At 36.6% G+C, this 15,984-nt stretch carries 13 protein-coding genes; 9 read left to right on the forward strand and 4 right to left on the reverse strand.

Annotated features, from left to right (window positions below):
- Positions 1-243 precede the first annotated feature (243 nt).
- The 3 genes from CN326_RS05175 to CN326_RS05185 all read left to right on the forward strand — a co-directional run bounded on the left by CN326_RS05175 (position 244) and on the right by CN326_RS05185 (position 3,006).
- A complete protein-coding gene (locus CN326_RS05175; protein WP_098306901.1) occupies positions 244-489 on the forward strand; it encodes a YgaB family protein in 246 nt (81 codons plus the stop codon).
- Between the two features lie 166 nt (positions 490-655).
- Positions 656-1,186, forward strand: a complete 531-nt coding sequence (gene ntdP / locus CN326_RS05180; protein WP_098306903.1) for a nucleoside tri-diphosphate phosphatase — start codon at positions 656-658, stop codon at positions 1,184-1,186.
- Positions 1,187-1,248: 62 nt separating this feature from the next.
- The gene (locus CN326_RS05185) at positions 1,249-3,006 is read left to right on the forward strand and encodes an ABC transporter ATP-binding protein (RefSeq protein ID WP_098306905.1); all 1,758 of its coding nucleotides are present in this window, start codon (positions 1,249-1,251) and stop codon (positions 3,004-3,006) included.
- Between the two features lie 18 nt (positions 3,007-3,024).
- Here CN326_RS05185 and CN326_RS05190 read toward each other — a convergent pair whose 3' ends face one another.
- From CN326_RS05190 to hemL, 3 genes are all read right to left on the reverse strand, one after another.
- Positions 3,025-4,113, reverse strand: a complete 1,089-nt coding sequence (locus CN326_RS05190; RefSeq protein ID WP_098306907.1) for an aromatic acid exporter family protein — start codon at positions 4,111-4,113, stop codon at positions 3,025-3,027.
- A 188-nt stretch (positions 4,114-4,301) separates the two neighbouring features.
- A complete protein-coding gene (locus CN326_RS05195) occupies positions 4,302-8,741 on the reverse strand; it encodes a glutamate synthase-related protein (protein ID WP_098306910.1) in 4,440 nt (1,479 codons plus the stop codon).
- A 377-nt stretch (positions 8,742-9,118) separates the two neighbouring features.
- Positions 9,119-10,414, reverse strand: coding sequence for a glutamate-1-semialdehyde-2,1-aminomutase (gene hemL / locus CN326_RS05200; RefSeq protein ID WP_098306912.1), 1,296 nt, complete (start codon positions 10,412-10,414; stop codon positions 9,119-9,121).
- Between the two features lie 252 nt (positions 10,415-10,666).
- Between hemL and CN326_RS05205 the strand changes: the two genes are divergently transcribed.
- The 6 genes from CN326_RS05205 (at position 10,667) to perR (ending at position 15,172) form a co-directional block, all read left to right on the forward strand.
- Positions 10,667-11,680, forward strand: a complete 1,014-nt coding sequence (locus CN326_RS05205) for an ABC transporter ATP-binding protein (protein ID WP_098306914.1) — start codon at positions 10,667-10,669, stop codon at positions 11,678-11,680.
- Positions 11,673-12,464, forward strand: coding sequence for an ABC transporter permease (locus CN326_RS05210; protein ID WP_098306916.1), 792 nt, complete (start codon positions 11,673-11,675; stop codon positions 12,462-12,464). The genes CN326_RS05205 and CN326_RS05210 overlap by 8 nt, the downstream gene beginning before the upstream one ends.
- A gap of 7 nt (positions 12,465-12,471) precedes the next feature.
- Positions 12,472-13,257, forward strand: a complete 786-nt coding sequence (locus CN326_RS05215; RefSeq protein ID WP_098306918.1) for an ABC transporter permease — start codon at positions 12,472-12,474, stop codon at positions 13,255-13,257.
- A gap of 103 nt (positions 13,258-13,360) precedes the next feature.
- Positions 13,361-13,765, forward strand: coding sequence for an ion channel (locus CN326_RS05220; RefSeq protein ID WP_098306920.1), 405 nt, complete (start codon positions 13,361-13,363; stop codon positions 13,763-13,765).
- 46 nt (positions 13,766-13,811) lie between these two features.
- Positions 13,812-14,267, forward strand: a complete 456-nt coding sequence (bcp, locus tag CN326_RS05225) for a thioredoxin-dependent thiol peroxidase (protein ID WP_141524971.1) — start codon at positions 13,812-13,814, stop codon at positions 14,265-14,267.
- A 479-nt stretch (positions 14,268-14,746) separates the two neighbouring features.
- Positions 14,747-15,172 carry a peroxide-responsive transcriptional repressor PerR gene (gene perR, locus CN326_RS05230; protein WP_176524533.1) on the forward strand — a complete coding sequence of 142 codons (426 nt, stop codon included), beginning with the start codon at positions 14,747-14,749 and terminating at the stop codon, positions 15,170-15,172.
- A gap of 69 nt (positions 15,173-15,241) precedes the next feature.
- Here perR and CN326_RS05235 read toward each other — a convergent pair whose 3' ends face one another.
- Positions 15,242-15,598: a YgzB family protein gene (locus tag CN326_RS05235; RefSeq protein WP_098306924.1), complete on the reverse strand. Its 357-nt coding sequence runs from the start codon at positions 15,596-15,598 to the stop codon at positions 15,242-15,244.
- Positions 15,599-15,984: the final 386 nt, after the last annotated feature.

Below are 15,984 nucleotides of genomic sequence, written 5' to 3' on the forward strand. Positions count from 1 at the left end.
GAAAAAAAGCTCCCAAAAGGGAGTTTCACTTTATCCCGCTATTCGCGGACAGTAAGACCCCCAGCCTCAAGATTCAGAGAAAAGTGAAGAAGCTAGGTGGGGGATAAAGAAAACCCCCATTGATGGAAGTTTCACTTTATTTGTGAGAGCCGACATAACTTCTAATAAGTCAACAAATATAGTCAAAGGAGAAGGAACGTTTTTCTTCGAAACTATGTAATAGTATTTTTAAGGAGGTATGGAATGAGATCGTTTGATGAACTGGTTGAAGAACAATTGAGGACGATGGACGAATTGTTAAAGTTACAAGTTCATTTAGAAAAATACCAACACCTTGAAATGAATCAGCAAGATGCGAAAGAGCTCCATTTTATTCGTCAAGAAATCCAAAAGACAGAAAAAACATTAAAAGATTTACAGGAGAAATTTGAACAGCAAACAGCAGCAGTGATTCATTCCTTTGAAAATGAGAAAATGCTTTCGAACTAAGAGACGATTTTGTAAATCGGCTCTTTTGTTTTAAAATTTCGACAGAACCGTTATAATAAGAAGAAAAGTGAATTCGGCTCAATATGTTTTGGGACAAGAGTAAAAATGAACGGTATACCAAATAACAACTTTAGAAGAGCGTTCACGGCGAAAGAAGGGAGAAAGTATGGGATTTCCCAAAGAAGGAGAAAAAATACAAATACATAGTTATAAACATAACGGTTCCATTCATAGAATGTGGGAAGAGACAACGGTTTTAAAAGGGACACAAAGTTTTGTTATTGGAGCAAATGATCGAACGATGGTAACAGAAGCGGATGGAAGAACGTGGATTACTCGCGAGCCAGCTATTTGTTATTTTCATTCGAATTATTGGTTTAATATTATTGGAATGCTGAGGCAGGAAGGTGTGTACTACTATTGTAATTTAAGTTCGCCATTTGCCTACGATTATGAAGCATTAAAGTATATTGACTATGATTTAGACATTAAAGTGTATCCTGATATGACGTATACATTGTTAGATGAAGATGAGTATGAAAAACATCGTGAGCTTATGAACTATCCAGCTGTAATTGACACTATATTAAAAAGAAATGTTGAGTATTTAACACAATGGATTCATCAACGAAAGGGCCCATTTGCTCCTGATTTTATTGATATGTGGTATGAACGATATTTAATGTATAGAGACTAGAGAAAAACCTGCTAGGGCATCCTGCAGGTTTTGTCTTGTTAGAACATGATTGGGGGAGTGGCATGAAAGGAATAAAACGGTATCTACAATTTGTAAAGCCGTATCGGTGGCTCATTACGGTTACAATTGTAATAGGTCTCATTAAATTTGGTATTCCGCTTATTATGCCTTGGTTATTAAAGTATATTATTGATGATATTATTCAAGGAGGAAGCTCACTCGAACAGAAAACAACTCAATTATTTACGGCCATTGGGATTGCGTTGTTTATTTTTGCGGTGCTACGGCCTCCGATTGAATATTATCGTCAATATTTTGCACAGCGCATTGGAAATGCAGTGTTGTATGATTTGAGAAAATATATTTTCGCACACTTACAAAAATTAAGCTTACGTTATTACTCTAATACGAAGACCGGTGAAATTATTTCTCGTGTAATTAATGATGTTGAACAGACAAAAGATTTTGTTATTACTGGATTAATGAATGTTTGGCTTGATACAGCAACAATTTTTATTGCAATTGCGGTTATGTTTTCGATGAATGTGAAACTAACACTTGTTTCCTTACTCGTATTACCTGTTTATGTAGTTGCAGTTAAATACTTCTTCAGTCGTCTTCGAACATTAACACGTGAGCGTTCACAAGCGCTGGCGACGATGCAAGGGTATTTACATGAGCGTATTCAAGGCATGCAAGTGACACGCAGCTTTGCGTTAGAGGAGTATGAAAAAGAGCAATTTCAAGAGAAGAACAGCAAATTCTTAACGAAGGCGTTAACACATACGAGCTGGACAGCGAGGACATTTTCTACTGTAAACACATTAACGGATCTTGGTCCTTTAATCGTAATAGCTTTTGCTGCTTATGAAGTCATTCATGGATCGTTAACGCTCGGTACAATGGTAGCTTTTGTTGGATATATGGATAGTCTATATAGTCCATTGCGCCGTCTTGTAAACTCTTCAACCACACTTACGCAATCTTTTGCCTCCATGGACCGTGTTTTTGAATTATTAGATGAAGAGTACGATATTGTAGACCGTCCAGATGCTATTACAAAGAAGTCACTTCGAGGTGAGGTTGTATTTGAAGATGTTTCATTTCGCTACAATGAACATGAACAAGATGTGCTCCGAAATATTTCTTTATCTATTTCACCAGGTGAAAAAGTAGCGCTTGTTGGTTTAAGCGGGGGTGGAAAGTCTTCGCTTGCAAGTTTAATTCCTCGTTTTTATGATGTTTCTAAAGGATCGATTTATGTAGATGAGATTGATGTTAGAAATTACGATGTGCGTAATTTACGTGGTCATATTGGTCTTGTTTTGCAAGATAACATTTTATTTAGCGATACGGTTGGGGCGAATATTTTATATGGAAGACCTGAGGCGACAGAAGAAGAGGTAGTAGAAGCAGCTAAAGCTGCACATATTCATGACTTTATTATGAGTTTGCCTGATAGATATGAAACGGTGGTCGGGGAAAGAGGTGTGAAATTGTCAGGTGGGCAAAGACAACGCATTGCAATTGCACGTGTATTTTTAAAAAATCCCTCACTGCTTATTTTAGACGAGGCTACATCTGCGTTAGATTTAGAAAATGAACGCTATATTCAAGAAGCACTGCAAACGCTAGCTGCTGATCGAACCACTATTATTATTGCGCATAGATTATCGACAATTACACATGTAGATACAATTATTTATTTAGAAGACGGTGAGATAAAAGAAAAGGGTTCTCATCAGCAATTAATGCAAAAGCGTGGTCATTATTATAATTTATATCAAATTCAACATATAAAAGAAACGACCCCTTCGTAATGGTGAAAGGGTCGTTTTTTATTCATCTTCTTGTTTATCATGAATTTTCAGTTCGTCTTCTGGCTTATGATACGTATAGAAGCTGTCTACAAGTAAATCTAGATGCTCTACTTCTTCGCTATAATTAATAATAGCTGAAACGAGAGTGAACAGGTGAAGCCATATTTTATAACTTTCTTCATCTTCTTTATTTTGGTAGTTCATAAATATGTCAATTAGTTGTTGTTTACCAATAGAAACTTCGTCAAGAAATTCAACAGATTGTTGTTTCTTTGCTTTCCCAATAAATTTCAGCAATACTTGCTCATGATAATGTGTTAACGAATCAAGTTCATTTTGAATCGATTCTTGAAATGATTCTGGCATATAACGTAATTCGTTTTCTGTTCGATGTAATGCTTTTAATGTACTCAAAGCACGATTAGTTGCCGTTAACATTTGTCTAAATAAAACTAACTTACGAATTTTAGCAAATTGCACTTTTTTCGTATAGCTTCTTTCTTCCTTATACAGTAAGTAATAATGATTTAGACGAATCATTTTTTCTTTCATATGGTCAATATCTGTTTTCAATGTTGTGAAATCAGATGCTTGCCTGCTGCTCATACGAATCCATTTTACGACTTCTTCTGTATTATCCACGATTTTATGATAGAGTTTTGTTTCGTATTTTGGCGGCATAAATATTAAATTTACTAGAGATGCTGCGATAATCCCAACCATAATTGTTGCAAAGCGTAATAGGGCAAAGTCAAAGAAATTTGCACCTTGATATTCCATAATGGCAATAACAGTTACAAGGGCAATGGAAATTGTATTTTCTAAATGTAGTTTTAAAGTAAGTGCAATAACTAATATACATGTTAACCCAATAATAAAAGGGTTATTTCCAAAGGCAAACACAAAGACAATGGCAAAAATTGCCCCAATTACATTTGCTTGAATTTGTTCTAGAGCCGTTAAATACGAGCGGTACACAGAGGGCTGTACAGCAAAAATTGCTGAGATCCCAGCGAATACAGGGCTTGGTAATCCAAGCAATAAACATGCAAATAAAGCTAATGTAATGGCAATACCCGTTTTTAAAACGCGAGCACCAAGTTTCATACTCTTTTTTATATCCTTTCTTTCTTGTCATAATGAATGTACAACATGATACTATACATTCATTAACTTATGTTAGCAAGTAATATTTTAATGAAAAAACCTGCTGAATTTCAGCAGGTTTTTTTAATTTGTTATAGCTTACTATGAGAAACATAAGTCGTCAATGAGAAAGCTGTTATTCTTTTATTTTACTCTGTTGAAACAGACGGATCTGCTTGCTCTTTTGCTGGAATTACTTCGTAGAAATGAGAATCCAGATCTATTAGCAAAGGTGAAAGAAGAGCAACTTCTTCATATTGTTCATGTTCCTTTAGCACGCGGAGATAGTCCGATAATAGTTCGTTTACATCAGATTCTCCTGTTTTACTGAGTGGACGAAGCGTAACGTTAGCACCTTTTGCAATTCGTCGCTCTAGTGCTTGCTCTGTTAATCCAAGATTAGGCTGATGACGTAAGTATACAACTCCGCCTGTCATTCCAGCACAAATCCATGGACCAGGGTCACCAAGGACGAGCGCGCGACCATTTGTCATGTATTCAAAAGCAAATCCTTTTATATTAGCGTGAACACCGATATTTCCATGTTCTTCTTTCGGAAGTGATGTTGTCATTCTTCCGCCAATAATCATATCAGCACCTGATAGACGAATTCCAGCTCTAGCATCAGCATTTCCTTGTACATATAATGATCCTTTTTGTGCTCCGTATCCGAATCCTTTTCCAACAGAACCGTTATAGTATTTACTGTCTTTTCCTTTTGTTTTTGTAATGTAAATACCGCCTCCGAAAGCTGTTTTTCCGATGCCGTCTTGCGCGCCGCCATTGACATGAATGAACAGATTTTCGCTATTATAGGCACCTAAACCATTTCCTGGAACGGAACCATTTGTGTATTTTAATGTGATTGGCTCTAATACATGATTTTCATATAATTTACTGCGCACGCGGTAGCAAGATTCCATGCCGCCCATTACGCGCTGATCGACACCAATACTAACAAGTTCTTTTGATTCAATGGCATAATTAGCCTCACTACACTTTTGTTGTGATGTTGTTTGCGGAGCATCGTACGTGACATCTTCTAATGTTTGTAATAGGTAATGTAAATTTAGCAAATGCTGGCCGTGTGCTTGTTCTAATAAGTCGGAACGTCCGACAATTTCTTGTAAGTTTACATGACCGAGCTGTCCTGTTAATCGCTTTAGTTCTGTTCCAAATGCTGTGAATAAATTCAATAATCCTTTTACAGCACTTTCAAAATCTCGTGGCACAAAGCGGCGCAGACCATGTTCTTTCGCTTGCGCTTCTGATTCAATTTGCGTTGCAATTCCGACATGACATGTATCTAAATGACAGCCGCGGCATGTCGTACAACCGATGGCAATCATAGAAAGTGTACCAAAGCCAATGCGATTTGCACCAAGAAGCATTATTTTTAACGCATCTGCAGCACTGCGGATACCACCGTCAGCCCAAATTTCTACATGATGTCTCATCCCAGCTTCTGATAGAGCATTATGAGCAGCTTTTACACCAATTTCAACAGGAAGACCAACGTGTTGCAAGGCATGAATACGAGCTGCACCTGTCCCGCCGTCGAAACCGCTAATGTTAATAAAATCAGCACCAGCTTTAGCGATGCCTACCGCAATGGTTCCAATATTAGGGACAACAGGAACTTTAACAGCAACTTTTGCATGTTGATTAGCCGTTTTAATTTCTGTAATCATTTGTGCTAAATCTTCAATCGAATAAATGTCATGGTTATTAGAAGGAGAGATTAAGTCCGAACCAATTGTTGCATTTCGCGCTTCTGCAATTTTTGCCGTTACTTTTGAGCCTGGTAAATGTCCGCCTTCTCCCGGTTTTGCTCCTTGCCCAATTTTTATTTCAATTAAATTAGAGGAATTGAGCAATTCAGCGTTAACGCCAAAACGTCCTGATGCAACTTGTTGTCCACGTGTATGTGGATATTTGCCAATCATATCTTTAATTTCGCCGCCTTCACCATTTAAACTAATCATATTTAATCGGTCGGCAGCTTCAGCATAAGCGCGGAAGGCAATTTCATTTTGTGAGCCAAATGACATCGAGCTAATAATAAATGGTAGGCTATGATTTTTTATTGCAATTGAAACGCGTTCAATTGGAACTTTATGATTTGTTTCCTTTATTTTTATGAGATGACGAATTGTTGTTGGATTTTTTTCTTCTAATTCTTCTAGCTTTTCACGATAGTCATCGTAGGCATTCCCTTTTGCGATGTCCCCAATCGCTTTCCAAATTCGTGGGAATAGATGAAACGTTTTTCGTATTTTTGCTTTTTCGTTTGTATAATCCATTGCCCGAGCTTTTGCATCTTCAGCTAATGTTTCTAGTGAAAAAGCTAATGTATCAGATCCAAGAAAGTTTGTAATATCCAGTATACGTGCAATCTCTTCGTGTAGACCAATGGAAGAGAAGAGGCGACCGTAGCCTCGTAATTCATGAATTCCAAGTGTTGAGATGACTTTCTCAAGCCCTTTATTAAATGCGTTATATAAATTTAGAATAGGCTTTTCTGTTCCGTCATTTACTGTTGCAAAGGTAAGGTATGGATTTATAACGTCTGCCCCTAAACCATATAATGTTACAATATCGTGTAAAGAGCGAAGTGCTCCAGAACGTACGACAATTGCACAATCACGACGGAGTTTATGTTTTGCAAGTTCGTTATGGATTTTTGCTGTGACTAGGTGCGGATCAATCCATAATTGGTTGTTTTGATGAGCCTTTGCATCGTCAAGTATGAGAAGAGAGGCTCCTTTTTTTACTGCTGTTACAGCTTCTGCTCCTAGTCGATTAAGTGCAGTATATAAAGTTTCATCTGCTGTAAATGTTCCAGATAATTTATAGACAGTGCTATGCAGAGAAAACATACGGATGAGTTGTTCGTATGTTACTGTTTCTAAATACTTTGCCGCTTGCTGTCCGGGTTCTCCTTCTAAGACAATTGGGCTCGGAAGTTCTACAACAAATGGTTGTTCTTCTGTGGCATACAGATTTGGGCGTGTTCCTACAATTGTACGTGTAGAGAAGTGCTCTATTTCTCGATCGCGATCAATAGCAGGATTTGTTACAACAGCAACGCTTTCCTTTATAAAGTCAGCAATATTTCTTCTGCCTATATCGAGTCCTGCAAGAGGAGCATCATGTCCGAGAGAACGGATTGGCTCAGCGCCTTTTTCAGCCATTTGTTCGAGAAGCTGAATATGCTCGCGGTCCCAGCCAAAGGCTGCGTATTGTTCTGTTTTGACTTCAGTAATTGAAGCAAGGTTATCTAGCTCTTCTGTTGGTGGAAGATGTAGATGATAACGATAGTCGATAAAGTCAATTCGCTGTTTCATACGTGCATATACTTCCTCTTGATATACATCGTATTCGTATAAAATAAGCTCGCCTTGTGCATTCCGCTTTAACCCAATTTTTTCTCCAGGAGCAAGTGATTTTGGTTCTGCAACATATTCTGATGGAGAAATAACACCTGGCTCAGATGAAAAAATATAAGAATTTTCTGTCTCTATTTTCCAAACTGGTCGTAAGCCAAGGGAGTCTACACTAAAAACTGCTTCATCTTTATGTCGTGAAATAATTCCAGCGGGTCCTTGAGCAAAATGTCCCCAGGCTTCACGTATATACGTATATAAGTCTTGCATATGCAGCTTGTATAATTTAATTTCATTAATAATTGGCGGAAATAATATATCCATTGCTTCGAATAAGCTGTAGTTGTAATGAGTGAGAAGTGTTTCTAGGGTACGGTTTAAATCTTGAGAGTCACTGCCGCCAATTGTAAGTGGTACATCAATCATTTCAGCCTGATCGCGCAGCTTAGCAATTGTGTTAATTTCTCCATTATGTCCAAGAATACTAAATGGCTGAACGCGGAAAAAGTTAGATAATGTGTTAGTAGAATAACGGTTATGCCCAAGTGTCATTGTAGATGCGATAAGTGGATTTCGCAGGTCATCATAGTATGATACAAGCGTATCGCCAGCTCCTAGTACTTTATAAACAACATAATCTTGACTGAATGACGCGACATGAACAGCTTCATTTTTTTCAATTTCTATCGTTAGAGAGAATAATAATTGATCAATCTTTTCATGTTGATTTTCCGGAACAATAGCAATTTGCCAAAATAGTGGTTCTTCCTGTTTGCCGATAGGTCCGAGTGCATCAGAGTTTGTTACGGTGCTAGTTTCAAATACGATAGTTAGATTTTCTTTATGCAGCAAGGAACGAATATAATTTTGTAAGGAGTTTGTATCCCTTTTTTGGTGTAGAAAAAAATGTCCAACAATAAAGTGAGGATGGTCCACTAATGTTGGATTATAACCATTTTGAGTTAATTTTTCTTTCCAAAGTGTTTTTGGAAGATCAATATGAATTCCAATCCCGTCACCTTCATTATTAATAAATCCGGCACGATGATTCATTTTCACCAGCGACTGTATACAAAGATTAATGTTTTCTTTCGTTGGAAGGTTTCGTTTTTCCATTACGGAAACGATTCCACACGCATCATGCTCTGCATTTGCATAATTTTGAAATAAAGACGGTGTCCATTTATTTGTTTTATTTAGCATCCGTCAAGCCCCCTCTGATGTTAATTTTGAATAGTCAAAATATTAAAGGTGTGCGACACCTAATATTTTAAAATAATAAATTGTTATTCAAGACTAAAAACAAATAATTATGAATAATTATACTATCAATTCATAATTTATGAAATAGTAAAAATAAAAAAACAGAGGGGGACCTCTGTTTTTTATTTCACTAATATTAATTATTGATCAGAAAAGAGATTCACTGTTCTGTAGTTGAGCGTTATACTTCTATTTTTGGGAGTAATACCCTCATCTTAAAGTTATGCAAAAAGTGGTGAGGGTATTACTACTGGCATGCGCCCAATCGGTTAACCATCAGCGGGGGATGAAGAACCCCTACTGATGGAAGTTTCACTTTATTTTAATGCAGCAAACGCTCGGCCAACAGCTTCAATCGTGTATTCAATGTCTTCTTTTGTATGTTCTGTTGTTAAGAACCATGCTTCATATTTAGATGGCGCTAAGTTAATTCCTTCATGAAGCATTAGTTTGAAGAATTTACCGAAAATTTCACCGTCTGTATTTTGTGCAGCATCGTAGTCTTCGATTTTATCTTTAGTAAAGTATACTGTTAAAGCGCCTTTTAGGCGGTTTATTGTAATATCAATGTTGTGTATAGCTGCTTGTTCCAAAATACCTTTTTCAAGCATTGCTCCAAGTTCGTCTAGTTTTTCGTATACACCTTCTTGTTGAAGTACTTCTAAGCATGCGATACCAGAAGCCATAGAAGCTGGGTTTCCAGCCATTGTGCCAGCTTGGTAAGCAGGGCCAAGCGGTGCAACTTGTTCCATAATTTCTTTTTTACCACCGTAAGCACCAATTGGAAGACCGCCGCCGATTATTTTGCCAAGAGCAGTTAAGTCTGGTGTTACACCAAGTAAGTCCTGAGCACCACCATACATAAAGCGGAAAGCTGTGATAACCTCATCATAAATGACTAATGCACCTGCTGCATGAACAAGTTCATTTACTTTTTCAAGGAATCCAGGTTTTGGCTCGACAATTCCAAAGTTCCCAACGATTGGTTCCACAAGAATTGCTGCTACTTCATGTCCCCATTTATCTAATGCTTCTTTTAATGTCTCTACATTATTAAAAGGAACTGTGATTACTTCTTGTGCGATGCTTTGAGGTACACCGGCAGAATCAGGAGTACCAAGTGTAGAAGGACCAGAGCCAGCCGCTACAAGTACTAAATCAGAATGTCCATGGTAGCAACCAGCAAATTTCATAATTTTCGTGCGACCTGTATAAGCGCGAGCAACGCGAATTGTTGTCATAACAGCTTCTGTTCCAGAGTTTACGAAACGTACTTTATCCATTGCAGGCATTGCTTCTTTTAGCATTTTTGCAAACTTTACTTCTAAAGCTGTTGGTGTTCCATATAATACACCATTTTCAGCAGCTACTTTAATTGCTTCTGTTACGTGCGGATGAGCATGACCTGTAATGATTGGTCCATATGCTGCTAAATAATCGATATATTTGTTGCCGTCTACATCCCAAAAGTAAGCGCCTTTACCGCGCTCCATTGCAACAGGTGATCCACCGCCAACCGCTTTATAAGAGCGAGAAGGGCTATTTACACCACCAACGATATGTTCTAATGCTTCTTTATGTAGTTCTTCCGATTTTGTGAATTTCACGAAAATTCATCTCCTTACAAAAATCTATGTATTATTTTAACATGTTTTTGGAAAAGACGTATTGTTTGTGATAGTTGCTACTGTTGGGTAAACTATTCGTTGTGCTAAAATGAAACTTTCGTCGGCATTATCTGCTTCATTGATGGTTAGTTAAATGAAGCGAGTTCATAGGGAAATCCCGCAAAAGCTCGCTGATCTTTATATCATATGAAAATAAAAGGTGTTGCTTGTTAGGGAGAAACAGAAAGGAGAATGAGTATGGAGACGGTTATTGAAGTAAAAGATTTACGAAAAGAATTTACATCGTACTCAAGCCGCTCAGGATTAAAAGGAGCGTTTCGAGATTTATTAAATCGTAATTATAAGATTGTGCCAGCAGTAAATGATATTTCGTTTACTGTAAAGCAAGGGGAGATGGTTGGATATATTGGTGAAAATGGTGCTGGTAAATCCACTACTATTAAGATGCTAACAGGTATTTTAACACCGACCGCTGGACAAATCACTGTGAATGGCATGAATCCGCACAAACAAAGGGAAGAATTTGTGAAAACGATTGGTGTTGTGTTTGGGCAGCGTTCACAGCTTTGGTGGGATATTGCTGTGCAGGAGTCCTTCCGTTTGTTAAAAAAAGTATATGGTGTTTCTGATCAGCAATATAAAGAACATATGGAGCATGTGATTGAAACGTTAGATATTGGTCCGCTTTTGGACAAGCCAGTTCGAAAGTTATCCCTTGGACAGCGGATGCGCTGCGAATTAGCAGCAGCGTTAATTCATAATCCGCCGTTATTGTTTTTGGATGAACCAACAATTGGACTTGATGTTCTTGTTAAATTGAAAATCCGTGACTTTCTAAAAGAAATGAATGAGCGATATAAAACAACAATTTTATTAACGACACATGACATTACAGATATTGAAGCGCTTTGTGATCGTGTTGTTATGTTAGATGAAGGAAAAGTAATGTATGACGGATCTTTAGATAAGCTAAGGTCGCAGTGGGGAGCAGAAAAAGAAATTCATTTTCAATTTGGGACTCCCGTTGCTTATCAGCAGCTTGCGATGTTAATGCCTGATAATGATGTAGTTTGGTCGCAAGGAAGGGAACAAAATACGTGGATTGCCAAGATTCCGAATGAAGAAATTATTATTTCCACTCTTATATCAAAAGTTGTACAAACTTTTGCAATTAAAGATTTAAAAATTAATGAAGTATCTACGGAGGAAATCATTCGTAATATTTATGAAGAGGGTATAACTCATGGATAAGTATATTGAAATGATTCGTGTCCGTTTTTTAATGATGCTTGCTTATCGAACAAATTATTATAGCGGTATTATCATTTATACAATTAATATCGGAGCATATTATTTTTTATGGCAAGCAATTTATAGTGGGAAAGAAAATATCGAGGGTGTATCAGTTACACAAATGACAACATATATCGCAATTGCATGGATGGCCCGTGCTTTTTATTTTAATAACATTGACAGAGAGATTGCGATGGAAATTATGGAAGGGCGAGTTGCAGTTGAGTTAATTCGTCCATATAACTATTTAGGTATGAAAGTGATGCAAGGGTTAGGGGAAGGGATTTTTAGATTTGCTTTCTTTTCTATTCCAGGTATGGTAATCGTTACATTGTTATTCTCACTGCAAATTACAACGAATTTCCAAACGTGGTTGTACTTCTTCCTATCGCTATTATTTAGTTTTATCATTAATACACAAATTAATTTAATGACAGGGATGTTAACGTTCTTTTTATTTAATAATAATGGAATTATGTATGCGAAACGTGTCGTTATCGATTTGTTTTCAGGACTATTAATCCCAATTAGCTTCTTTCCGTTATGGACTCAAAAAGCAATGATGTTTTTGCCGTTTCAAGCGATTAGTTACATTCCAAGTATGATTTTTTCTGAAGGCATACAAGGTGAGGCAATTTATAAAGCTTTATTATTTCAAATAACATGGGCGGTTCTGCTCATTATTCCAATTGTTATGATGTGGAAAACAGCGAGAAAACGGCTGATTGTGCAAGGGGGATGATGAGAAAATGTTATATTTTAAGTTGTTTTTACAATATGCAAGTCAATATATAAAAACGAAGCTAGAATATCGCGGTGATTTTATTGTTGGTTTACTATCAGATCTATTGTTACAAGCAGTAAACTTAATCTTTATTCTTGTTGTATTTGGACATACACAAGAATTGAAAGGGTGGAATAGGGAGGAAGTTATTTTTATTTATGGGTTCTTCTTAGTTCCATTTGCAGTTTTTTCAGCGTTCTTTAATATATGGGACTTTAATGATCGTTATATCGTAAAAGGTGAAATGGATCGCATTTTAACACGTCCCATTCACAGTTTGTTTCAAGTCATATTAGAACGAATGGAGCTGGAGTCACTTCTTGGTGCGATAACAGGTTTTGCGGTAATGGGATATGCTGCAGTACAGCTTCAATTAACATTTCATTGGTATGATTTCTTTTTATTTATATTGATGGTACTAGGCGGTGCGCTAGTATATGGGGGAATTTTCGTAACACTTGCAAGTATTGGTTTTTGGTCAGATGCAAGAAGTTCGATTATGCCGCTTATGTATAATATCGGAAACTATGGGCGTTATCCTATTAATATTTATAATCGCGTCATTCGTTTTATTTTAACGTTTGTATTGCCATTTGCTTTTGTTGGTGTATATCCAGCATCTTATTTTCTAGGAAAAACAGAATGGAACTCTTACGCATTTGCAACGCCTGCGGTTGGAATTATTTGTTTCTCAATTGGTTTTTTCGTTTGGAATATAGGAGTAAAACGATATCGCGGTGCCGGAAATTAATAAAGTTAATTTGTTTTATGTCTTCTTTCTCTAGGTTTTATTGTCCATTGAGGATGGGATAAAACTATCTTTGTCCTCATACAAATAAAATGAGGTGGAGGACATGTTATGGGGAATTATTTTATTTATTGCTGCGATTGCTGTGTTACGAAGTATCCAATTGTTATGGAGTTCGGCGGGGGAATCAAATCGTTTCTTTTCTTTGTATAATCTTATTTCATTATTTCTTATTTATACAACTATACTAATTGCGTTTGCTTTAAGTTATGTTGTTTTAGAAGAAAGTGGATTTTCGGTATTACAGGAAGACGGAAAGATGATAACGAGTCATTCATTTTCACTTGTAGAGGTATGTTTATATTTTAGTGCGATTACATTACTATCAGTTGGATATGGGGATGTAACTCCTATTGGAATTGGGCGTTGGATCGCGATTGTAGAAGCGCTAATAGGGTATACGATGCCATTTGCGTTTGTTGTACGAACAGTTATAGAAACTGAAAAATGATATGATATTTGATATAGTGGAAGAAAAAGACAAGGAGTGATTATACGTGGTTGCAGTAGGACAAATGGCACCAGATTTTACGCTAGAAGCAAGTAACGGAGAGCAAGTAAAACTATCTGACTTTCGCGGGAAACATGTTGTACTTTATTTTTATCCGAAAGATATGACACCAGGTTGTACAACAGAAGCGTGTGATTTTCGTGATGCATACGGGGTGTTTCAAAAGAAAGATACAGTTATTCTTGGGATGAGTCCTGATCCAGTAAATAGACATTTAAAATTTATTGAAAAACATGACTTACCATTTTTACTTTTAGTGGATGAGCAACATGAAGTAGCAGAACTATATGATGTTTGGAAGCTAAAAAAGAACTTTGGAAAAGAATATATGGGTATTGAGCGTTCTACATTCCTCATTAATAAGGAAGGGGAACTCGTTAAAGAGTGGCGTAAGGTGAAAGTAAAAGGTCACGTAGAGGAAGTTTTGTCCTATATAAAGTAAAGTAAAGTAAAAATTGTATCAATAGAGGTGGAGTTTTACCCACTTGTGCAGCACGAAATAATAAGTGAAATATTACAAGGCATATGTCTATACACTTTTGGGAATTTCTCATATGTTAGTAGTGTAGGGCATACCTCCTCAGGTGATAGTTTTCCATGTGCGAGTTTTTTCTCGCACTTTTTTTTATGCATATGTATAAAAAAAGGCAGGCTCATATAAGAATAAAATGAAACTTCTATCAGTGGGAGGCTTTATCGCTCACTGATGGCCAGTTGAACCAATCGGGTTCTTAGGGATAAAATGAAGCTTCCATCGTTCTCACCAATCGTACTTTTATTCCTTGTTAGAGTGAAATGAATATAAGATGAAGAATAAAACCACATAGTTATAGTAGAAATGTTGACGAGTGAAAGGAAAAGGAGTACACTCTTTATAAGAATTATAAAATAATAATCCGTATAGAATCGGGGTGCATGACGGTGGTCAAAGAGGAATTAAAAGAAGCGCTGGAAATGTTGAAAAATACGGGTGTACGCATTACTCCACAGCGTCATGCTATTTTAGAGTACCTTGTGGAATCTATGACGCACCCAACAGCGGATGAAATTTATAAAGCATTAGAAGGTAAGTTCCCAAATATGAGTGTTGCGACAGTTTATAATAACTTACGCGTATTTAAAGAAGTAGGACTTGTAAAAGAACTTACGTATGGTGATGCGTCTAGCAGATTTGATTACGTTACAAGCCAACATTATCATGTTATTTGTGAAAAATGTGGGAAAATTGTAGATTTTCCGTATGCAAGTTTAGAGAAGATTGAGGATGAAGCTGCGAAAGCAACTGGCTTTGTGATCAATAGTCATCGCTTAGAAATTTACGGCGTTTGTCAAGAATGTAATAAGTAATAAGAATGATTAAGGGGCTGACATTTTAAGTCAGCCTCTCTTTTTTTAGAAGTAAACATATACTCTTCATTAGGCTTTGTAATTTTTACGGTTGTATTTTTCATCAAATTCTTTTCCTTCTAAATTACGATCGAGTGTTAGCGGCTGGTTGCAATGCATACAAGCGTCGACTCGTCCAAGTATTTTCGTTGATTTATTGCAAGATGGACAAACAACTTGGACGGTCTTTGTTGATAGCATACCAATCCAGAAGTACACACCTGTGCTAGCGATGACGGCTAAAAAACCAACCATCATGAAAATGGTCATAATAATCATGTTTTCTCGAAAAAATACCCCTAAGTATGCAATAAAAAGCCCGATAAATACTAAACTTAATGCAAAGGTTCTAATCTTATTGATTTTATTTGAGTATTTAATGCTCATTCCCTTCACCTTCCTATAAAGATAATATATCATATATTTCTGAATTTTTGGATGATTGATACCTTATTTACTGAATGCTGTATAGAGTTACGAAGATATATATTTTATAACTAAGCTAAGCCAAGAGTAAAAGTTGATGTGAAGGAATAGAGGTCTTCTTATGTAGTGATTTAACTATAGTTGGGTAGTGTTTAAACGGGATGTGAAATTTTTTATAAAAAGTATTGACCCTCTGTAATGGCCGTGTTATATTAATAAACGTCGCTGATGCACAAGAGCAGAAAGCGAAAAGAAAAAAGAAGTAAAAAACAATGTTGACATCGAAAAACAAAGATGCTAACATGAGGAAGTCGCAATTGAGCGGCGGATAAGTTCTTTGAAAACTG

This window comes from Bacillus sp. AFS018417 (assembly GCF_002560985.1).
Lineage (GTDB): Bacteria > Bacillota > Bacilli > Bacillales > Bacillaceae_G > Bacillus_A > Bacillus_A rhizoplanae.